The sequence below is a fragment of the Pseudomonas sp. OE 28.3 genome, from assembly GCF_014268205.2.
Taxonomy (GTDB): Bacteria; Pseudomonadota; Gammaproteobacteria; order Pseudomonadales; family Pseudomonadaceae; genus Aquipseudomonas; species Aquipseudomonas edaphica.
This window is the reverse complement of the sequence record NZ_CP077082.1, coordinates 4,424,328-4,445,514: the sequence shown is the minus strand read 5'-3', so window position 1 is coordinate 4,445,514 and position 21,187 is coordinate 4,424,328. Positions and strand designations below refer to the sequence as shown.

Genomic DNA, 21,187 nt, shown 5'->3' with positions numbered 1-21,187 from the left:
ACGGTCTCTAGTGTGGGTTGACGATGGCGGCGTGGGTGCGCAGCACCAGCAGGCCGCCGAGGGCGATAAACAGGGCGAGTACGTAAAGCGCCAGGCTGGCGCTCTGGGTCGCGTCGCGCATCCAGCCGATCAGGTACGGCGCGAGGAACGCGGCGATGCTGCCGAACGAACTGATCATGGCGATGCCGGCAGCTTGGGTGGTGGTCGAGAGGAACGCCGGCGGCAGCTGCCAGAACATCGGCAAGGCGGCACTGGCGCCCATGCCGGCGACCACCAGCCCGCCCATCACCAGCAGCGGGTTGCCCGGCGCCAGGCCCGCCACGGCGATGCCGACGGCGGCCATCTGCAGTGGCACACACAGGTGCCACCGGCGTTCGCGATGGCGGTCGGATGAGCGCCCGCAACCGATCATGAAGAAGCAGCCGGCCAGGTAGGGTACGGCGCTGAGCAGACCGACCTGGCTGTCGCGGCCGATGCCGGCGCCGTGGATCAGCGTGGGCATCCAGAAGGCGAGGGTGTTGACCGCCAACATCACCGCAAAGTACACCGCCACCAGCAGCCACACTTGCGGGTCACGCAGGATGCCGCCGAATGAAGTGATGGTCTTGCGCTGTTCCTCGCTGCTGAGTTGGGTGCGCAGTTGCTGCTTTTGCGCGTCCGTCAGCCAGCTCACTGAATCAAAACCATCCGGCAACCACTTGAGCACCACCAGACCGAGCAGCACCACCGGCGCGCCTTCGATCAGGAACATCCACTGCCAGCCGCGCAGGCTGCCGACATCATGGAAGTTTTCCAGGATCGCGCCGGAAATCGGCCCGCCCAGCACGCCGGCCATCGGCACCGCAATCGCGAACAGTGCGGTGACCTGGGCGCGGCGGCGTGCCGGGTACCAACGGTTGAGAAACACCAGAATGCCGGGGAAAAAACCGGCCTCGGCCACCCCCAGCAGAAAGCGCAACACGTAGAAACCACGCGCACTTTCGACCCACAACATGCCGGTGGACAACAGGCCCCACACCACCATCAGGCTGGCTATCCAACGCCTCGGCCCGACCCGGTCCAGGGCCATATTGCTTGGCACGCCAAACAGCGCGTAGGCGATAAAAAACAGCCCGGCGCCGAAGCCGTAGACCGTGTCGCTGAAGTGCAGGTCGCTGCTCATCTGCATTTTGGCAAAACCGATGTTGATGCGGTCCAGATGGGCGAACAGGTAACACACCAGCAACAGTGGCATTAGCCGCCAGGTGACTAAACGATGGGTGCGGTCGTGCTCAGCCAGCACGTGGCTGGCAGTGGAATTGGCTGTGCTCATGGTGTTGTACTTTTTGTTTGAGTGGCCGTGAGAGGGGCGGCGGGGCTTAGCCCGTCGGGTTGTTCAGGAACGCATGCACATTGTTCTGCTTGAAATTGAGCTGCGGGTGCAGCTCGACCATCTCGAATGACAGCGCCAGCAAGCGTTGCGCTTGCAACGGGGCAAAGTGTGCGGTGATCACCGCGAACAGCGCTTCGGCCACCGCCTGGCGGGTGGCAAGGTCGCGGCCATGGCCGACTTTTAGGGTCATGTGTACAAAGGCGTAGTCGTGCTTGCCGTCAGCCATGCGCCAGCTGTCCAGGCGCACGCCACGGCTGCGAATGCCGCCGAGTGGGAACACGCCAGTGTCGCCCAGCACGTGATGGACTTTTTCAAACAGGCTGGGCAGATCGGCCTGTTGCTCAATGTTGTCGGTGTACTCGGCGATAAAATGCGGCATGGTTTTTCTCCCAGGTTTACAGCGGGAAAATCGCGTTGATCTGGCCGGTGCCCGAACTGCCGAACGGCGGCGTGATGATCTCGGCAGGCTTGGCATAGTCCGGCCCCCCGAGCAGGCCCAGGAGCATGGCGGTGTCGTGCATCTTGCCTTCGCCAAAGCAGTGTTCGGCGTAGTCGGGCAGCATCGCGCAGAACTCCTCGAAGCGGCCTTGCTTCCACATCTCCACTACGTGCAGGTCCACTTGCTTGTCGAACTCACGGGTCCAGTTATGGATATTCGCCTCGGCCTGGCGGTCATCCGAAAAGCGGTGGGACAGTGAACCGGAAGCCAGCACCAGTACCTTGCGATCACTCTTTTCGATAGCCCGGCGCACAGCGGCGCCAAACGCGAAACTGTCCTCCAGGCGATGCCAGGCGCACCAGGCCGCGATGGAGATGACCTTGAATTTCTCATCCTCCGGCACGCCCATGTGCATGTAGCGCATGGGCACCAGGGTGCCGTATTCCAGCTCCAGGCTCGGGATGTTATGGGCCATGCTGCGCACGCCGGCGAGGTTGGCTTCAGCGGCAATCAGCTCACCCAATTGCGGGTCGCCTGGGTAGGCGTACTCCATGTTCTTGATAAAGTGCGGCAGCTCGTTGCTGGTGTAGGTGCCCTGGAACTGCGCGCCACAGTTGACGTGATAGCCGCTGTTGACCAGCCAGTGCACGTCGAACACCACGGCGGTGTCGGCGCCCAGCTCGCGGGCGCGCCGACCGATTTCCTTGTGGCCGGCGATCGCCGCTTCGCGACAGCCGTGATGTTTGCCGGGCAACTCCGACAGGTACATCGACGGTACGTGGCAGATCTTCGCTGCCAGAACCACTTCGCCCATGATCATTCTCCTGAGTACTTATTCTTGTAATACCAGTGAGGCCCCTTTGGGAGCTGGCTTGCTCTGGTGCTACACACCCCAACGCGGGATGTGATGGCTGCCCATGGAAATGCACACGTTCTTGATCTCGGCAAACACTTCAAAGCTGTACTGGCCGCCTTCGCGCCCGGTACCGGAGCCTTTGACGCCGCCGAACGGCTGACGCAGGTCGCGCACGTTCTGGCTGTTGATAAATACCATGCCGGCTTCAATTCCGCGCGCCAGGCGATGGGCCTTGCCGATGTCCTGGGTCCAGATATACGAGGCCAGGCCGTACTCGGTGTCGTTGGCCAGTTGCAGCGCCTCGGCCTCGTCCTTGAATGGAATCAGGCACACCACCGGGCCGAAGATTTCTTCCTGGGCGATGCGCATCTTGTTGTTCACATCGGCAAATACGGTCGGCTGGATAAACTGGCCTTTGCTCAAATGCGCGGGCAGATTGGCCGGGCGTTCCAGGCCACCGGCGAGCAAGGTGGCGCCTTCTTCCAGGCCAATCTTGATGTAGCCGGTGACCTTGTCGTAGTGCGCCTGGGTGATCATCGAGCCGACCTGGGTTTTCGGGTCTTGCGGGTCGCCGACGATCAAGCGTTTTGCGCGTGCGGCAAACTCGGCGACAAACTGCGGGTAGACACTCTCCTGGATAAAGACCCGGCTGCCGGCGGTGCAGCGTTCGCCGTTCAGCGAAAAGATCGTGAACAGCGCGGCATCCAGGGCGCGTTCAAGGTCGGCGTCTTCAAAGATCAGCACCGGCGACTTGCCGCCCAGTTCCATCGAGTACTTTTTCAGCCCGGCGGTTTGCATGATCTTCTTGCCGGTGGCGGTGCCGCCCGTGAAGGAGATAGCGCGCACGTCCGGGTGGCGCACCAGTGCATCACCGGCGGTGGCGCCGTAGCCCTGGATTACGTTGAGCACGCCGTTGGGAATTCCGGCTTCCACCGCCAGGCGCCCGAGTTCATTGGCGGTCAGCGGCGACAGCTCGGACATCTTCAGCACTGCTGTGTTACCCAGCGCCAGGCACGGCGCGGTCTTCCAGGTGGCGGTCATGAACGGCACGTTCCAGGGCGACACCAACCCGCACACGCCCACCGGCTGGTAGAGGGTGTAGTTGAGCATCTGATCGTCCACCGGGTAGCTGTGGCCGTCCATGCGCGTGCAGACTTCGGCGAAGAAATCAAAGTTGTGCGATGCGCGGGGGATCAGCACGTTCTTGGTCTGGTGGATCGGCAAGCCGGTATCGAGGGTTTCCAGCTCGGCCAGGCGCGGCACGTTCTGCTCGATCAACTCACCCAGTTTGCGCATCAGCCGGGCGCGTTCTTTGGCCGGGGTGTTGGCCCATTTCGGGAAGGCTTCTTTGGCGGCTGCAACGGCCTGCGCAACTTCCTCGGCGCCGCCGCTGGCGACTTCGCCAATGGCTTCGCCGGTGGCCGGGTTGTAGTTGATGAAGGTGTCTTTGCTTTCGACCTCACGGCCGTTGATCCAGTGTTTGATCATGCTGCTCACGCCTCTTTACGGGCGGAGAAAAACTCCGCTTCGCTGACAATTCGGTTGACCAGGCGACCTACGCCTTCGACTTCCACCACCACTTCATCGCCCGGCACCACATTGGCCAGGCCTTCGGGCGTGCCGGTGGCGATCATGTCGCCGGGTTGCAGGGTCATGAAGCTGGAGAGGTACTCGATCAGGTAGGGGATATCGAAAATCATGTCGCGGGTGCTGCCTTCCTGACGCAGTTCACCGTTGATCCAGGTGCGCAGGGTCAGGTTGCTCGGGTCGGGCACGTCCGCGACATCGACGATCCACGGGCCGACCGGGGTGGTGGCGTCACGGTTTTTCACGCGCAGGTTGGGGCGGTAGTAGTTTTCCAGGTAGTCGCGGACCGCATAGTCGTTGCACACCGTGTAACCGGCCAGGTAGTCCAGGGCATCCGCGCGCTTGACGTTGCGCGCGGTCTTGCCGATGACCGCCACCAGCTCGCACTCGTAGTGCATGTAGGCAACGTTATCCGGGCGCCAAGTGACTTGGCGATGGCCGGTGTAGGTGCCCACCGACTTGATAAATGCCAGCGGTTCGGTGGGCGGTGTGAAGGCCAGCTCGGCAGCGTGGTCGGCATAGTTCAGGCCCAGGGCGAACATGCTGCCGGTGGCCGGTGGCAGCCATTGCACCTGTTGTTCGGCGAGCAGGCGGCCGTCGTTGAGGCGCACGCTGCAATCAGCCTCTACCTGTACGTGATGGGTTTCGCCTTCAAAACGGATACGAGCGTGTTTCATGCGTGTGCCTCCGCCTGCACGGTGTTGGCCAGGCGACCGATACCGTTGATTTCAACCTCAACCTGGTCCCCAGGCTGCACATCCACGCGGCCCTCCGGTGTGCCGGTGATCAGCACATCGCCGGGGTATAGGGTCATGAACTCGCTGATCTCGGCGATCAATTGCGGGATGTCGCGCACCCAATGGGTCGTCGAGTTTTCCTGGCGCAGTTCGCCGTTGACGAACAACTTGAGGCTCAGTTGGTTAGGGTTTGCAACTTGATCACGCGGGATCAGCTCGGCGCTTAACGCGCAAAACCCGTCACGGCATTTGGCTTTGACGGCGGGGCGGTAGTAGCTGTCTTCCGGCAGGCTGAATTCATTGACCACCACATAACCGGCCACATGCGCCATGGCGTTTTCCAGGCTGACGCGGCTGGTGCGCTGGCCGATCACCACGCCCAGCGCCGGCCCCGGTTGCAGGCGTTCGCCCGCGGGATGCAGCACTACACCGCCATGCTTGTTGCGTGTGTTGGGGGTCTTGATAAACAGCACCGGCTTGGCAGGCGGCTTCTGGTAGGGCGCCTGCTGGAAGGCGGCGAGATGCTGGTCCAGCAGACCCTGGTAGTTCAGCGCAACGCCGAACAAGGTGCCGCTGGCAACATCATGCAGGGTACGGCTCATGCGTTTCTCCTGGCGGTGGCGACTGCTGCATAAGCAGTTCGTTAATGTGTTAACGTTATAATTAATATGTTAACTACCGTCAAGCGTGGCAAAATCCGGCGGGATCAAAACAATAAGAAGAGTGTTCTGTGAAACCGATTCCGAACATCAACATCGGGCAGGTCTACGACCAGCGTTACAGCGATGCCGAGGTGCATTACGACAAGCTCGGCAACCTGGCGGGGTTTTTCGGGCGCAATATGCCCGTGCATCGGCATGACCGGTTTTTCCAGGTGCATTTCGTCAAGAGTGGCGCGGTGCGGGTGTACCTGGATGACCGCCAGTTCGTGGAGTCGGGGCCGATGTTTTTCCTCACTCCGCCCACAGTGCCCCATGCGTTTGTTACGGAGCCGGATGCCGACGGGCATGTGCTGACCGTGCGTCAGCAACTGGTGTGGGCGTTGATCGACGCCGACCCCAGCCTTGCATCGGGCGCCGCCTGCGTGGCGCTGACCGCCGATGCCGAAGGGCTGGATCAACTCTTCGGGGAACTCAGCAGCGAGATCAACGCGCAAAGGGCAGGGCGCGCCGCCGCATTGGAGAGCCTTACCCGCCTGATCATGATTCGCCTGCTGCGTCTGTGCGCCAACAGCCTGCCGGCCCGCCCGACACGGCATGAAGACCTGCGCATTTTCCATCGTTTCAACGAACTTATCGAAGCCCACTACCTGGAACACTGGCCGCTGGCGCGTTACGCCGAGGGGATTGGCGTGACCGAAGCGCGGCTCAATGAGGTGTGCCGACGCCTGGCCGACCTGCCGTCCAAGCGCCTGATCCTGGAGCGGCTGATGCAGGAAGCCAAGCGTCTGCTGCTGTTTACCGGCAGCTCCGCGAATGAAATCTGCTACCAGCTGGGGTTCAAGGACCCGGCGTATTTCAGCCGGTTTTTCCTTCGTTATGCGCAGGTGACACCGGGGGAATATCGGCTGCGGCAGTCGGGCTTGGGTTGACGCTCCAGGCGCCGCCCAGAGCCGTGTACAGGTTCACCTCCGCGACCAGTTGCGCCAGCCGATCGACAATCAGCGCCTGCTGCGAACTGAACAAGGAACGCTGCGCATCGAGGAACGTCAGGTTGCTGTCCACACCGCTGCGGTAGCGGTGCTGGGCCAGGTCGTAATAGGCCTGGTTGGCGGCGACGAAATCCCGTTGCGCGTCCAACTGGTCGTTAAAGGTTTGCCGGGCGGCGAGGCCGTCGGCGACTTCCTGAAACGCCGTTTGAATGGATTTTTCGTACTGCGCCACCGTAATGTCTTTCTGCAGTTTGGCGTAGTCGAGGCTGGCGCGCAGGCTGCCGGCGTTGAAGATCGGCAGGTTGATTTGCGGCTGGAAGGTCCAGGTGCCCGCGCCGCCCTTGAACAGCCCCGACAGCTCCTTGCTGGTGCTGCCGGCGTTGGCGGTGAGCGTCACCGACGGAAAAAATGCTGCCCGCGCCGCGCCGATATTGGCGTTGGCGGCTCGCAGTTGGTATTCGGCCTGGAGGATATCCGGGCGCCGTTGCAGCAGGTCGGAGGGCAAGCCTGCGGGCAGGCGCGCCACCAGGTCATCAGCGAGCGGGCGCGACGGCAGGTTTTCATCCACCGGGCCGCCCACCAGCAGGGCCAGGTTGTTGACATCCTGGGCGACCTGGCGCTCATAGCGGGCCACGCTGGCGCGGGTGCTTTCTACTGCCGTGCGGGCTTGCACCACATCCAGTGCCGAGGCCTTGCCCGCGGTTTTGCTGCGGCTGGTGAGCTGCCAGCTGTGGTCGTTGGCGGTCAGGGTTTGCTGCGCCAGGGTCAGCAGCTCCTGGTCGGCGCGCCAGGTCAGGTAGGCATTGGCGACGTTGGCCACCAGGCTCAGTTGCGCGCTGCGCCGCGCCTCTTCGGTGCCCAGATACGTGAGCATCGCCTGCTCGCTGAGGCTGCGCACCCGTCCGAACAGATCCAGCTCATAGGCACTCAGGCCCAGGGTGGCCGAATAGTTGGAAGTGATCGCCGACTTGCCGGTGCCGGTCAGATCGCCCGGTACTTTCTGGCGTTTGCCGGCGCCGCTGGCCGATATCGCCGGGAACAGGTCCGCTCGCTGGATGCGGTACTGCGCCTGAAACGCCTGCACATTCAGCGCCGCTACCCGCAGGTCGCGGTTATTGGCCAGTGCTGCGCCAATCAGCTGTTGCAGCGCCGGGTCGTGGAACAGCTGCTGCCAGTCCGGCTCGACCGCCACAGTGCCGGCTTGCGCCAGGCTGTAGACCCCGCCTTGTGGGTACTGCGCCGGCACCGGCGCAGCGGGCCGCTGATACTCGGGGATCAGCGAGCAACCGCCGAGCACCCAGGCCATGCCAACGGTGGTGAGGGCGAATTTTTTCATCAGGCGCCAACCATCCATTTTGCCAGGCCATGGCGCCCGCTGACGCCCAGTTTGGCGGCGGCACGCTTGAGGTAGGTTTCGATCGAGCTGTTTTTCACGCTGAGTTTTTCCGCCATTTGCGGCACGGTGCCGCCGGTCAACAGGCCCAGGCACACCTCCTGCTCACGCGCCGACAGGGTGATATCGCTGAGGGACAGGCGCTTGTAGAACTCGCGCTGCAACTGTGACTGTTCCAGCTGGCTGTGGGCTGGTTCGGCCTGGCTGTGAGGGGCCTGGCGCAAAATCCGCGCATGCCGTTCCATCAACGGCAACAGGGTGTCCGACAAGCACTTGAGAAACGACAGTTCTGCCAGGGAAAAGCCTTGTTGGGTCGGCGGGCGGTAGAACGAAATCACGCAGCGTCGGTTGCCCTGGCGCGAGACCAGGTTGCACTGGTGCGAGGTGCCGCGTGGGTGTGCGCTGTTGGCCTTGGCCTTCATCTGGATCAGCAACGGGTCTTGCATGCGCAGCATTTCCCGTAGCAGCGGGTGGTCGTTCAACGCATGTACGGGCTGGGGCGCCAGCAGGTGTTTTTTCAACCCGGCGCTGCCCAGCAGCTGAATATCGATCGCGCTGTCACGCAGTTCGTCGAGTGTCCATTCACTCAGGTCGACCAAGTGAATCGGCACCCATTTATCCACCAGATGCAGCATGTTGGCGGCGAAATTTTCCTGGCCGCTGTTTGAAATCAATTCACCCATTTCGGCGTAGAACTGCGGGCTGTGGGCGCCGCCAATACTAGAAGTCAGACTCATAGCCATCTCATCCTTGATGTCGAAAACCGTCAACGGGTGCCCTGGGTCTGTGTGGGGCGGCCCGTACTCCTTGAACGTGACTCTTCTTCAGCGTCATTCGGCGTTCGAGATTTTATTTAGCCATAGCGATTTGTCCTACGTATGTAGCGGAAACGAGGGACACAAGCTGCCATAAAAACTACGTCATTAATTCGACGTTTCAGACGGAGAATTCCGCCAACGAAAAACCATGGCTAAAAATTAGAGCTGATTAACCAATTGATATTTATAGTAAAAATAAGTAATTGGGGCGTGTTGAGAAAAACTGACTGCGGCCATGTGTAGTCAATTTCCTACAGCGCTTTAATCGTTTCAGCAGTCAACCATCAGCCAAGCCCGTTTCCATCCATATGAATGTCCGGGTTTCGGGTGACAGACACCTTCGGATCGCCATGCTCAAATCCGGCAATTTTGGCGAAATGGGCCCGTGTGCGGCCGTGCCGGACTCCTATTGAGAAGGATCTTATGAAGCATTCCCCAAGCTTCCCCCTGACTGCCGCCCAGCAGGACATCTGGCTCGACCAACTGCGAGCAGGCGACTCGCCGTTGTACAACATTGGCGGCTATATGGATTTCGCCGGCCCCTTGGTGCCGGAACTGATCCAGCGCGCCGTCGAGTTGCTGGTGGCCAAGCACGATGCCTTGCGCACCCAGTTGCACACCGATACCGACGGCTTGCCTCGACAGACCTTCGACGCTGCGCTGACGGTGCAGGTACAACGGCACGACTTCTGCGCGCTGCACAACCCGCAGGCCGCGAGCCAGGCGCTGATGCAAGCGCAAATGGCCCGGCCCTATGCGATGAGTGGTGAACCGTTATTGCGGTTTGTCCTGGTCAAGCTCGATGACGACCACTACCGCCTCGGCATCCAGGCCCATCACCTGATTCTCGATGGCTGGGGCTTTGGCCAGGTGCTGCAATCCCTGGCCCGGCTGTACACCGACCTTGAACAGGGGCGGCAACCGGAGCCGTACGCCCCGTCCTATATCGACTTTATCGACACGGACCTGCGTTACCAGGCATCGGCCCGTTACGCCCGTGACCGCGCCTACTGGCTGGACAAATACCAGGTGCTGCCCGAGCCGCTGCTGACGCCGCGCCACAACGCCCCGGCGCCGAGCAACACCTGGGTGGAGCCGTTCCCGGTGGTGCTGCTCAACCGCATGGAGCAAGTCGCCAACCGTTACCAGGCCTCGGCCTTCCATGTGTTGCTGGCGGCGCTGTACGTGTATTTCACCCGCACCAGCCAGCGTGAAGAGTGGGTGGTGGGGCTGCCGATTCTCAACCGTTCCAACGCACGTTTTCGTTCCACCGTGGGCTTGTTCACCCAGGTCAGTGCAGTGCGTTTCCAGTTCGATGCGCAATTGCCGTTCAGCGCGGTAGTGCGCGGTGTGCGTGACCAGCTCAAGCAGGACTTTCGCCACCAGCGTTTTCCCCTGAGCGAGATGAACCGTGAACTGGGCCTGCGCCGTACCGATCGCGGCCAGTTGTTTGATTTGTCGGTGTCCTTTGAGCAGGACGATCACGACCTGCGCTTCGGCCAGGTCCAGGCCCGCGCGGTCAAGGTATCCAACTACCACGAGCCGCTGCCGATTGCCTTCCACCTGCGCAGCAACCGTTACCAGGACACTGCTTGCCTGCACTGCGTGTACAACGAGGCGTGGTTTCGCGAGGACGAGGTGCAGGCGTTGGCGCAGCGCTTTACCTGGCTGCTGGAACAGGGGTTGGCGAATACCGCGTTGACGCTGGCTGAGTTTGCCTTGGTGACGCCGGCCGAACAGCTCCGGTTGCAGCAGTGGAATGCCACCGCACAAGCGCCTGCCAGCGCGCAAACCCTGCATCGGCGCATCGAGGCGCAAGCAGCGCGCACGCCTGACGCCATTGCGGCGGTGCATCAGGACCGGCAATTGACCTACGCCCAGCTCGATCAACAGGCCAATGCCCTGGCCCACCAATTGCTCGAACATGGCGTGCAGCCGGATGACCGTGTGGCGATTGTGGCGCGGCGCGGGTTGGACACCGTGGCCGGGTTGCTGGCGATCCTCAAGGCCGGCGCCTGCTACGTACCGGTGGACCCGGCTCACCCGGCCGAGCGCCTGAGCTACCTGCTGCACGACAGTTCCCCGGTGGCGGTGCTGGCCCAGCACAACGTGCTGGCGCGCCTGCCGATGCTCGACGTGCCGATAATCCGTTTGGACCTGCCGACGCATGGCCGCAGTGACAGCCCACCGGTGGCGGTCACGCCGTCGAACCTCGCGTATGTGATCTACACCTCAGGCTCCACCGGTTTGCCCAAAGGCGTGATGGTTGAGCACCACACCGTGTCGAACCTGGTGGACTGGCACTGCCGCGCCTTCAACCTGCACGCGGGCAGCCAGACGGCCAGCGTGGCCGGCTTCGGTTTTGACGCAATGGCCTGGGAAGTGTGGCCGGCGTTATGCGTGGGCGCGACCTTGCACCTGGCGCCGGCACAGGACGACGCCCAGGACATCGACGCGCTGCTCGACTGGTGGCGTGCGCAGCCGTTGGACGTGTGCTTTTTGCCGACGCCGGTGGCCGAGTACACCTTCAGCCAGCGCCTGCAACACCCGACCCTGCGCACCCTGCTGATCGGCGGCGACCGCCTGCGCAGTTTCAGCCGCGCACAAACCTTCGACGTGATCAACAACTACGGCCCCACTGAAGCCACCGTGGTCGCCACCTCCGGGCGCGTCGAGGCGGGCCATGCGCTGCACATCGGCGCGCCGATCGACAATGCCACGGTGTACGTGCTGGATGAACAGCGGCGCCCGGTGCCGATTGGCGTGGCGGGGGAGCTGTATATCGGCGGCAAGGGTGTGGCGCGGGGTTACCTGAACCAGCCTGAACTGAGCGCCGAGCGCTTTGTGGATGACCCGTTCAGCGAGGGCCGGATGTACCGCACCGGCGATCTGGCGCGCTGGCTGCCCGACGGCAACCTTGAGTACCTGGGCCGCAATGACGACCAGGTGAAAATCCGTGGCGTGCGCATCGAACTGGGGGAAATCGAGTCCGCGCTGGCCAGCCATCCGGCGGTCCAGGAAGCCGTGGTGCAGTGTCGCGAGGGCCAGTTGTTGGCTTGGTTTGTCGCCCGGCACAGCGTCGAAATCGAAGCGTTGCGTGCCCATCTGCAAGCCTCGCTGCCCGATTACATGCTGCCGGCAGCCTATGTGCAGTTGGAGGCGATGCCGCTGACCGCCAACGGCAAGCTCGACCGCAAGGCGCTTCCTGCGCCCACCCAGCAAGCCTTTGTCACGCGCCAGTTCGAAGCACCGTACGAAGGCGCGGAAACCCTGCTGGCGCAGATCTGGGCTGAACTATTGCAGGTGCAGCAAGTGGGGCGCCATGACCATTTCTTTGAACTGGGCGGCCATTCGCTGTTGGCGGTGCAGTTGGTGCAGCGCATGCGCCAGGCCGGCTTGCATGCCGATGTGCAGGTGTTGTTCGGCCAGCCGACGCTCGCCGCGCTGGCGGCGGTCAGTGGAGGCAGTGAGGTACAGGTGCCGGGCAATCGTATTGCGCCAGGTTGCAGCCACATCACCCCGGACATGCTCGCACTGGCCGAACTCGACCAGCCGAGCCTGGATCGTATCGTCGCCGGCATCCCCGGTGGGGCTGCCAATGTGCAGGAAATCTACCCGCTGGCGCCGTTGCAGGAGGGCTTGCTGTACCACCACCTCACGGACGCGCGCGACCCCTATCAGCAACATGCACTGTTCAGTTTTGCCCGTCGCGACCAGTTGGAGGCGTTTGCCCAAGCGTTGCAGCAGGTGATCAACCGTCACGATATTCTGCGCACCAGCCTGGTATGGGATGCGCTGGAACAACCGATGCAAGTGGTGTGGCGCCAGGCGCAGTTGCGCGTCGAGCCGCTGCACGATCAGCACGCACCGCTGGATCTGCGCCAGGCGCCGTTGATGGCGCTGGATTACGCCGAGGAGCCGCACAACCAGCGCTGGGTCGCCAAGTTGCGCTTCCATCACCTGGTCAATGACGCCACTTCGACCACCGTGCTGGTGGATGAAATTCGCGCCCACTTGCTGGGCCAGCAGGCGCAATTGCCGGAACCGGTGCCTTACCGCAACGTGGTCGCGCAGGCCCGCTCGGCAGCGCGCCAGGCGGCACATGAGGCGTTCTTTCGCGAGCGCCTGGCCGACGTTGACGAGCCGACCCTGGCGTTCGGCTTGCAGGAGCGCCAGGCCAATCGCGCCGACATCGAAGCGGCCGAACGGCCCCTGGCAGACGCCCTCAACCTGCGCCTGCGCGCCCAGGCGCGAGCGCTTGGGGTGAGTGCCGCGAGCCTGTTTCACCTGGCCTGGGCCCAGGTACTCAGCCGGGTCGCGGGCCGCGATGATGTGGTGTTCGGCACCGTGTTGCTCGGCCGTTTGCAAGCCGGCGAGGGCGCCGACCGTGCCTTGGGCATGTTCATCAACACCTTGCCGCTGCGCGTGCGCCTGGCCGGGCAAAGCGTGGTCGCTGCGCTGGCAGACACCCATGCGCAACTGAGCGCGCTGGTCGCCCATGAACAGGCATCGCTGGCCCTGGCCCAGCGTTGCAGCGGTGCATCGCCGCTGTTCAACAGCCTGCTCAACTATCGGCACACGGCGGCGGACAGGGACCTGAACCTGGTGCCGGGCATTGCGCTGCTCAGCAGCGAAGACATCCTCAGCTACCCGCTGATGCTGACGGTCGACGACGTCGCCAGCGGCTTTCGCCTCACGGCCAAGGCGCCGCGCAAGGTCGGTGCCGAGCGCTTGCTGGATTATATCGAGACGGTGTTGTGCGGCCTGGCGGAAGCCCTTGAACACGCGCCGACCACACCCCTGCGCGAGGTACAGGTGCTGCCGGCCAGCGAACTGAAAACGCAGTTGCTGGACTTTAATGCGACCCACACCGACTACCCCGAAACCCTCACCGTCCAAGCCCTGTTCGAAGCCCATGCGCGGCAGATTCCCAATGCCATTGCGGTGCAGGCCGGCGAACGGCAGTTGACCTACCGCGAGCTCAACGAGCGTGCCAACCAGCTTGCCTTTCACCTGCGCGAGCGCGGCGTCCAGCCGGATTCGCGTGTGGCCCTGTGCGTCGAGCGCGGGCTGGAGCTGGTGGTTGGGTTGTTGGCGATCCTCAAGGCGGGTGGCGCCTATGTGCCGCTGGACCCTGGCTACCCGCGCGAACGCCTGGCCTACATGCTCAGCGACAGCCAGCCCGTGGCGTTACTGGTACACGCGGCCACCCGTGACTTGCCCGGCGAGGTGTCGATGCCCGTGATCGACTTCGACCGCTGCGCCTGGAACCAGGCACCTATCGGCAACCCGTTGGTGCCCGGTTTGAGCGTCGCCAACCTGGCCTACGTGATGTACACCTCCGGTTCCACCGGCACGCCCAAAGGCGTGATGATCGAGCATCGGGGCTTAAGCAACCTGATGCACTGGGGCTCCCGGTTGTGCCCGAATGCCCGGGGCGGCGCCTTGTTGCAACGTGCGCCGTTCAGCTTCGATGGCTCGGTGTGGGAGCTGTTCTGGCCGCTGACCAATGGCATGCGCCTGGTGCTCGCACGGCCCGATGGGCACCGTGAACCGGCGTACCTGGCCCAGGTGATCCGCGAGCAACAGATCAGCGTGATCAAGTTCGTGCCGGCGATGTTGCAGCAGTTTCTGGAACTGGAAGAATCCGCGCTGTGCACCAGCCTCACCGACGTGCTCTGCGGCGGCGGTGAGCTCACTGAAGCCCTGGCCCGAGGCGTGCAGGCACGCTTGCCCAACGTGCGCTTGCATAACGTCTACGGCCCCACCGAAGCCACAGTGGACAGCAGCGCCTGGACCCTGGAACCCGGCGCCGCCGTGCCGGCCCTGCAACTGCCGATTGGTCGGGCGATCAACAACACCCGCCTGTATGTGCTGGATGAACATGATACGCCGGTGCCCATGGGCGTCAGCGGCCAACTGCATATCGGCGGCGTCGGCGTTGCGCGGGGCTATTTGGGCCTGGAACAGATGACCGCCGAGCGCTTTATCGACAGCCCGTTTGTGGCCGGTGATCGGCTGTATCGCACCGGCGATCTGGTGCGTTACTTGCCCGATGGCAACCTTGAGTTCCTGGGGCGCAATGACTTTCAGGTCAAGCTGCGGGGCGTACGCCTGGAGCTGGGCGAAATCGAATCGCGCCTGGCCGCGCACCCGGCGCTGCGGGACGTGGCGGTGCTGATTCGTGATGAGCGTTTGGTGGCGTACTTTACCCTGCGCGGGCAAGCGCCAAGCCTGGAAGCCTTGCGTGCGTACGTGTTGGAACAGTTGCCTGAATACATGGTGCCGGCGGCCTTTGTGCAGCTTGATGAATGGCCGCTTAACCCGGCTGGCAAACTCGACCGCAAGGCCTTGCCGGAGCCTGGGTTGGAGGCGGTGGTGAGTCGCGCGTATGAGCCGCCGCAGGGTGAGGTGGAAACCCTGATGGCGGGCATCTGGGCCGACGTGTTGAAACTTGCTCGGGTAGGGCGTCACGACCACTTCTTCGAGCTGGGTGGGCATTCGTTGTTGGCCGTGAACCTGGTGGCGCGGATGCGCAAGGCCGGGTTAGAGGTGGATGCGCGCACCTTGTTCAGCCAGCCGACGTTGGCGCAATTGGCGGCCTGCACCACTGCTCAGGTACAGCGCGTAGAAGTGCCGCAAACCGCGATCCCCCAACTCAACCGCCGCCGCCGGATCTGAAGCCTGGAGGCGGGCGATGTGGGAGCCGGGCTTGTCGGGTCGCCGCATCGCCGCGATAGCGGTAGTTCAGGCAACGCCTCTGTTGCTGATACGCCGCTATCGCAGCATGGGTATCTACACAACGTTTGAAGGCAGCCAATTTCTCCACAACAGCCCACCTGCCACAAAACCGGTTGTGTAGATACCTATGGCTATCGCAGGCAAGCCAGCTCCCACATTTTTAGACCACAGTCAGGCAGTTGGTTTTGGAGGATTCAGGCACTCGATAGAGCGGTCCACCGTGGTCTTGGCCACCTCCAGCAAATGCCACACCGCCAGAATCTTCTCCCGCTGGGGGCTGGCCAGCAGATCACCGCAATTGAGCGCGGTCGCTGAAGCGCTGTCGAGCAAGCTGGCGGTGTAGAGCAGGGCGTCTTCGAAGCTCAGGTCTTCGATTTGAACACCCTTGGAGGGCAGGTAATGGTCGATGGCGCGATTGAAGGCGGCGCGGTCTTTGGTGCAATTGCGGGGTGGGTCGGGGACGACTTTTTTCATGGTGTACCTTCGCGTTAGATAAGGGACGGACACCCTTCGCGACTAAACGAGGGTGGCGGCTGTACGCAGGTTAGTCGACCGGCTCCAACGCGAAAATTCCGGCGCACCCGAAGGTGCCCTGCGCACAGCCACCATAAAACCTCATGGAGGACCATGCACGCGTTGGAAGGTCGGGCGACTAAACCCGATCACTGATAAGCAGTGACGGATCGCAGACTAGCCATCGATTCCAACAGGCACAAGGCGGCAGGGATTGTCTAGGAAACGTCCTGCAATTAAAAGAGACACGCCTTGCTGGCCCTTTACAAACCATGACCAAACGCCATCAACCGCAGGTTCCGATTTGATCGTTCCCACGCTCCGCGTGGGAATGCAGCCCGCGACGCAAGTGCGCAATGGTGGAGAGACGCAGCGCGTCCCAAGAGGCGTTCCTTTGCTGCGCGTGGGAACGATCGCCATCAACCGCAGGTTCCGATGGAACCTTTTTTGCCGTCACCACCAACACACTGTGCAGTTTCGCCTGAAACGTCGGCGTCAGCGTTTCGACGCCGTTGGATTTTGATGGACAACCTGGCTCATGACCCCAACGCTTGGACACTTTCAGCCTTTCATACAGACGCGCGCGCCGACGTTGCCTACCCCTCGCACAGAGGCCGACACCTCCAGCCTGCCGACGCGCGCGCAAACACGGCCGGCGGATGATCAACGCTCAGCGACGCAAATCTACAAGGACAACCCCATGCTGGGCACGGGCATCATGTCACGCGCCTATGGCTGGAACCCACAAAGGCGTGAGCGCCAAACCCGATTGATCACCCACTTGAAGCGACAGGTGGGCGACTTTACCGCCGCCAACCCAGACCCCGTGTCGCGCGCCGACGCCATGTATCGCCTGGCGCGGGTGATCCACCACATCGACAACGACCCCTGTGTGCGCCGGGTCAAAGGCAGTTATCCAGGGGATGGGCGCCTGGACGTGCAGGGTATAAAAGGGTTTGCGTCCGAGGTGGACCGCCTGACTCAGTTCGCCGAGCAAGGCTACCGCGTACTGGGGGAGGGCGGTCGTGGGGTCGTCTGGCCAAAGCCTGCCCCCCACGGCCGCGCAGCAGGTGACCGACGCGCGGTGCAGGCAATCACTGTGAATCCCTTGTTCAAGGCACTTGATAACGTGCTCGACGCGAACGAACGGCTCGCCTTCAAAGTGCTCGTAGGCGGTGACTGGAACGACCCCCGGTTACCCGCCGATGTTCGCGCAGCCAGTGCCGCGAATGCTGAACACCTCCTTGAATTCATTGATCAGCAAGGCGGCGCCCATTCCACGGCCAGTAACGGCGAAATAGACGGAAGGGTGGAGGACGTTCCTGACCTTCCTGCGTCTTACCTGACACGTGACCATTTCACTTACCCCGGTTCTGAAGCGCGGCGGCTGTCGGATTTTGCTTATGTCGGTTATGCCGTGTTTGAGAAGCGCTAGCCGTGTTGCCGACGGGCACGTACTGCTGGCGTTCAATATCCTGTTGCATCACTGCGCAAATCAACACCAGCGAGCGTGCAGTGATTGTCGCGGACTCATTCGGTCATGTCCGATGTGTTGCGTTGCAATTGGCACAGCTCGAATGTTTGAAGTTAATCAGGTTGGAGCGAAAAGTAATACCGTTTATCGGATGGCTTGCCTGTTTTCTGAAAAAACATCTTCTGTTGTGCATGGGTTTTTTAATGTGGGGCGGAGGGTGTTTATAGAGTGGTGGTTTCTAAATTATTAATTCTACACGAATAAAAAGTAGTCATTGAAAGTTGGTTTCTTGTTGTCGGTTGTGCGCAATCGTTAGTCTTCTGATTTTGTTGAGGGATATTTCCTATTGCCTAGCGCGACTTTTCCTACGTCTGCGCCGCGAGAGATTTGCATTTTTTTTTAGTAGGGCTAAATTGGTTTTGTTGCTTTTAATAAGCAGCTTAAACACAGCTTATATATTAATGCTCTGGAGAAAGAAAATGAATATTGTTGAAGAATTTGGCGAGTTTGTTTTTGATTTTGATGACGAGTTTGGTTTTACATCACATAGCGGCAACGCTGGTGGATCAGGAAGCCAAGGGGGGTGCGGTGGTAGTGGTGGATGTGGGGGTGGCGGGGGATGCAGTGGTGGAAGTGGTGGGCACAACTCTTTAACGGAGCAATCGCCTCCTACTGAGTAGGTCAAGCTATCTATGCCCAACTAAAAGAGGTTTTCCAGCCGTCGGTGGAAAACCTCTATGGGGGTCGAGCGATGAATATAACTATACCTAATTATGAAATATTGAATTTTGAAACGGAAAGCTTGGTTATCTCTGAAGCAGGCATTTCCAAGGTGCATTCACAGTCACTGCTGCAAGCACTTAGACAGATAAAGCTATCGAGTGTAATGACAAGGGAGGAATTGGACGAGGTTTTTTGTGAAAATGGTTTGAATGCCTGTGATGCATTTGAATTTTTGGAGAAAATCATACCTCTCATAGCGAGAGAGGAAATGTACTTCGAAAAGACGATTGTTGTACATGATTGGAGCGGTCGGGCAAATGTTGAAGATCTTTTCAGGCAGGAGTTGTCCGGAACGTTAGAAATAAGGAGGTTTTCAAGTGATATAGTCTCGTCGCTTAGTGGGGGGAGATATTTCATTGTGTTGATATGCCGCGCCTACGACTATTCCAATGTTAAAAAGCTACATTTCGATTTGTCGAAAGCATCACCACAAAGTGCGATCACCGTTTGTTGGCCTATGGGCGGTTTTTTTTGCATTGGCCAACCCTATATTGCGGAAATTGGAAACCCTTGCCATTTTTGCAATGTCGATAGACTGGTTCATAGTGCGTCGATTGTGTCGGTGAAAAATGACTGGGCACGTGTCTTGAATTTTTGTAAGGGTAAGCACGTCAGTGTGCCTTCTAAAGAACTTAGTTTCTATCAAGAGCTGATAGTGGTCGGAGCTATTGTCAGAAAGATTAAGTTTTTTACTGAGCCCGGAAGTGCACGTAAATATCAAGACGATGTATTGTATGTTTCATATCTCCAACTGAGTGATGGTCAGCTTTATGAAGAGCCCACTTCGCACTGGTACATGTGTGACTGCTTGGGGGAAGGGACATGAAAAACATACCGCATGATTATTATCTCAGGTTTCTAGACGGTTCTGTGCATGATGAAGTTCTTGATTTTCATAATAAGGGCAATTTTACTTTTCATAAGTCGTTGGAGAATCGCACAGTTCTCCATTTTCTTGATGAGAAGCATCTCGCACAATTAACGGGCAATGAACTGGTTCTTTATCCGGATATGAACTTAACAACTGAAATTACTTTGTTGGGCGAGGCTCCGGAAAATAAGTTGTGTAGAAATGAATCGTGTGAGCGTTTCCTATCTTCGGGGTTGAGATTTTCAGAAATCGAGAGTTTGATTTTTCCGCTGCTGTCAAGAAATGGAGAGTCATACAAAAGAGGGTATCCAAGTGGCGGAGCACTTTATCCCGTTGAGGTTTTTATCTGCTCACTTACTGAGGAGAACTATCAGTGGCCTGGGGCTGGAAAAATTTTGCATTTGCTTCCGAAATCAAAGCGATTTGAACTGTTGCAAGTTGAGCATGATGTCGAAAAAATAAAGTCCGCTGTTTTGGCATCGCCCAATAATATTGGTAGCCCGAGTTTAGCCATTATTTACGCAGTCTATATACCGAAAAACTTGTTTAAATATAGGTATCGCGGGTATCGAATGGCGCTCATGGAGGTAGGGTCAATTTATATGCTGGTGGAGCTCCAGGCAAAATCGCTTGGGTTGGCGTGTCGGTTATGGTCTGCCTATACGGATTCAATGGTCTGTAAGGTGCTTGGGTTGAATCCGGCCTTGTTTTTTCCTATGTGTGTTCATTTTATAGGTAGAAATCATGAAATTAATTAACCCAATGCACAAGCCTGATCTCCCATGCACGATGCTATTTCAACCTTCAGGATTAATCGATTTTCCCAACTCTGTAGAAGTTTTCGATGCGCTGTCAGCTACAGGTTCGGGTGTAGGGAACGGTTCGAATTCAATCAGATCCGCGTTGGGCGAGTATTTTGAACGTCGTCATTTTTATAGAGAGATACTTTCAAAAAAGCGGGGGGCTCTTAATGAATCACTCACCAATGCGGAGGTCGATAGCTTTACAGGTGCATTTGTCCAAACGGCTTCTAATGGTATTTCTATTGCAGCGCTTGAAAGCTATAAATTTTTTATGAGTGAGGTGGTAAGAGTATCGGATTTTTCCAGTTGTTTTATTCCAACTGTCTGCCTCTCCCTTTCCTCGCGGGGCCTTGAAAGTGACACGTTTATTTACCCTCAGAGAGATACGTGTGGGTGCAGTTTTCATTGGCGTTCAGAGGTCGCTTTTTTGGGGGCGATAAAAGAGTATCTTGAACGACAGTTTCTTCTGAGATTTTGGCTGACAAAAAAATGTCGTTCTTTGGTTTCTCCTGTTTATGTGGATAGCTCATTAGTTGGTCGGCGTGTTATACACCTTTATCACGCTTTGCTTGCAGCAGGAAAGCTTTCAGTTTTCGATATTTCAGATTCCAGGTTTCCAGGCGTTTGTATATTAGTCGTCTACGGTCAGAACAGGCCCCATCACAATGTAAACTATTGTGCAGGTATGTCTTATGCTTCTACAGAGTCCGAGGCACTTGAGAAGGCGTTGCTTGAGTTGTGGCAGACTTATCGATTTATGGATCTATTCGGTGCCGTTGACTCTGATATAAGTAAGGTTGAAGATCCGTATTTGCGATATTTTTTAAGTTGTAATTCATTTGCAACTTATCACGAGATTACCGATGTGTTGGTCGTCGAAGAATCTTCAGTGTCTCGCGCCGTGGGGTTTACATTGCAGGGTTTGTTGTCGGTATTGAAAGGTTTGGGTGTGGCGGGTTACTTCTATTCACGTTACTCGACAGTTAACGGTGTCGGATGTTTTTTTTGCCGGTATCTTTCACCTGATCTTTTTTTACATATGGATAATTCGGGGAGTATAAATTTGATAAACAAGTACTCCAAGAGTTTTCTGGCTTCTGTGCTGCCCTCTCGTTTGGAGAGAATGGTGCCTTTCCCATGAGGTGGTTA

16 protein-coding genes are annotated in these 21,187 nt (G+C 59.2%); 7 read left to right on the top strand and 9 right to left on the bottom strand.

What is annotated here, in order from left to right:
• Positions 1–7 precede the first annotated feature (7 nt).
• The 6 genes from HU759_RS19850 to HU759_RS19825 all read right to left on the bottom strand — a co-directional run bounded on the left by HU759_RS19850 (position 8) and on the right by HU759_RS19825 (position 5,593).
• Positions 8–1,312, bottom strand: coding sequence for an MFS transporter (locus HU759_RS19850; protein WP_138450187.1), 1,305 nt, complete (start codon positions 1,310–1,312; stop codon positions 8–10).
• Between the two features lie 46 nt (positions 1,313–1,358).
• Complete coding sequence (locus HU759_RS19845; RefSeq protein WP_138450186.1) at positions 1,359–1,751, bottom strand: 5-carboxymethyl-2-hydroxymuconate Delta-isomerase; 393 nt, start codon at positions 1,749–1,751, stop codon at positions 1,359–1,361.
• Between the two features lie 16 nt (positions 1,752–1,767).
• Entirely contained in the window at positions 1,768–2,625 is an 858-nt protein-coding gene (gene hpaD, locus HU759_RS19840) for a 3,4-dihydroxyphenylacetate 2,3-dioxygenase (protein ID WP_138450184.1), read from the bottom strand.
• Positions 2,626–2,694: 69 nt separating this feature from the next.
• A complete protein-coding gene (hpaE, locus tag HU759_RS19835; protein ID WP_138450182.1) occupies positions 2,695–4,155 on the bottom strand; it encodes a 5-carboxymethyl-2-hydroxymuconate semialdehyde dehydrogenase in 1,461 nt (486 codons plus the stop codon).
• A gap of 5 nt (positions 4,156–4,160) precedes the next feature.
• Positions 4,161–4,931, bottom strand: coding sequence for a fumarylacetoacetate hydrolase family protein (locus HU759_RS19830; RefSeq protein WP_186617578.1), 771 nt, complete (start codon positions 4,929–4,931; stop codon positions 4,161–4,163).
• On the bottom strand, positions 4,928–5,593 hold the full coding sequence (locus HU759_RS19825; RefSeq protein WP_138450178.1) for a fumarylacetoacetate hydrolase family protein: 666 nt from the start codon (positions 5,591–5,593) through the stop codon (positions 4,928–4,930). The genes HU759_RS19830 and HU759_RS19825 overlap by 4 nt, the downstream gene beginning before the upstream one ends.
• 128 nt (positions 5,594–5,721) lie before the next feature.
• Between HU759_RS19825 and hpaA the strand changes: the two genes are divergently transcribed.
• Positions 5,722–6,582 (top strand): 4-hydroxyphenylacetate catabolism regulatory protein HpaA, encoded by an 861-nt coding sequence (gene hpaA / locus HU759_RS19820; protein ID WP_138450176.1) that lies wholly within the window; start codon positions 5,722–5,724, stop codon positions 6,580–6,582.
• On the opposite strand, the gene adeC is transcribed toward hpaA, so the two are convergent.
• Both adeC and HU759_RS19810 read right to left on the bottom strand, forming a co-directional pair.
• The gene (gene adeC / locus HU759_RS19815; RefSeq protein WP_186617580.1) at positions 6,509–7,978 is read right to left on the bottom strand and encodes an AdeC/AdeK/OprM family multidrug efflux complex outer membrane factor; all 1,470 of its coding nucleotides are present in this window, start codon (positions 7,976–7,978) and stop codon (positions 6,509–6,511) included. The genes hpaA and adeC overlap by 74 nt on opposite strands.
• Positions 7,978–8,772 carry a helix-turn-helix transcriptional regulator gene (locus HU759_RS19810; protein WP_026013880.1) on the bottom strand — a complete coding sequence of 265 codons (795 nt, stop codon included), beginning with the start codon at positions 8,770–8,772 and terminating at the stop codon, positions 7,978–7,980. The genes adeC and HU759_RS19810 overlap by 1 nt, the downstream gene beginning before the upstream one ends.
• Before the next feature lie 504 nt (positions 8,773–9,276).
• Here HU759_RS19810 and HU759_RS19805 point away from each other — a divergent pair.
• Positions 9,277–15,534, top strand: a complete 6,258-nt coding sequence (locus tag HU759_RS19805; protein ID WP_186617582.1) for a non-ribosomal peptide synthetase — start codon at positions 9,277–9,279, stop codon at positions 15,532–15,534.
• Positions 15,535–15,765: 231 nt separating this feature from the next.
• Here the strand turns inward: HU759_RS19805 and HU759_RS19800 are convergent, their stop codons facing one another.
• Positions 15,766–16,068, bottom strand: coding sequence for a hypothetical protein (locus tag HU759_RS19800; RefSeq protein ID WP_138454081.1), 303 nt, complete (start codon positions 16,066–16,068; stop codon positions 15,766–15,768).
• A 631-nt stretch (positions 16,069–16,699) separates the two neighbouring features.
• Here HU759_RS19800 and HU759_RS19795 point away from each other — a divergent pair.
• The 5 genes from HU759_RS19795 to HU759_RS19775 all read left to right on the top strand — a co-directional run bounded on the left by HU759_RS19795 (position 16,700) and on the right by HU759_RS19775 (position 21,179).
• Positions 16,700–17,542: a hypothetical protein gene (locus HU759_RS19795; protein WP_186617584.1), complete on the top strand. Its 843-nt coding sequence runs from the start codon at positions 16,700–16,702 to the stop codon at positions 17,540–17,542.
• A gap of 525 nt (positions 17,543–18,067) precedes the next feature.
• A complete protein-coding gene (locus HU759_RS19790; RefSeq protein ID WP_170040436.1) occupies positions 18,068–18,235 on the top strand; it encodes a hypothetical protein in 168 nt (55 codons plus the stop codon).
• Positions 18,236–18,332: 97 nt separating this feature from the next.
• On the top strand, positions 18,333–19,190 hold the full coding sequence (locus tag HU759_RS19785) for an McbB family protein (protein ID WP_170040438.1): 858 nt from the start codon (positions 18,333–18,335) through the stop codon (positions 19,188–19,190).
• Positions 19,187–19,993 (top strand): SagB/ThcOx family dehydrogenase, encoded by an 807-nt coding sequence (locus HU759_RS19780; RefSeq protein ID WP_170040440.1) that lies wholly within the window; start codon positions 19,187–19,189, stop codon positions 19,991–19,993. The genes HU759_RS19785 and HU759_RS19780 overlap by 4 nt, the downstream gene beginning before the upstream one ends.
• Positions 19,980–21,179, top strand: coding sequence for a YcaO-like family protein (locus HU759_RS19775; protein ID WP_170040442.1), 1,200 nt, complete (start codon positions 19,980–19,982; stop codon positions 21,177–21,179). Before HU759_RS19780 ends, HU759_RS19775 begins: the two co-directional genes overlap by 14 nt.
• The last annotated feature ends 8 nt before the right edge of the window (positions 21,180–21,187 follow it).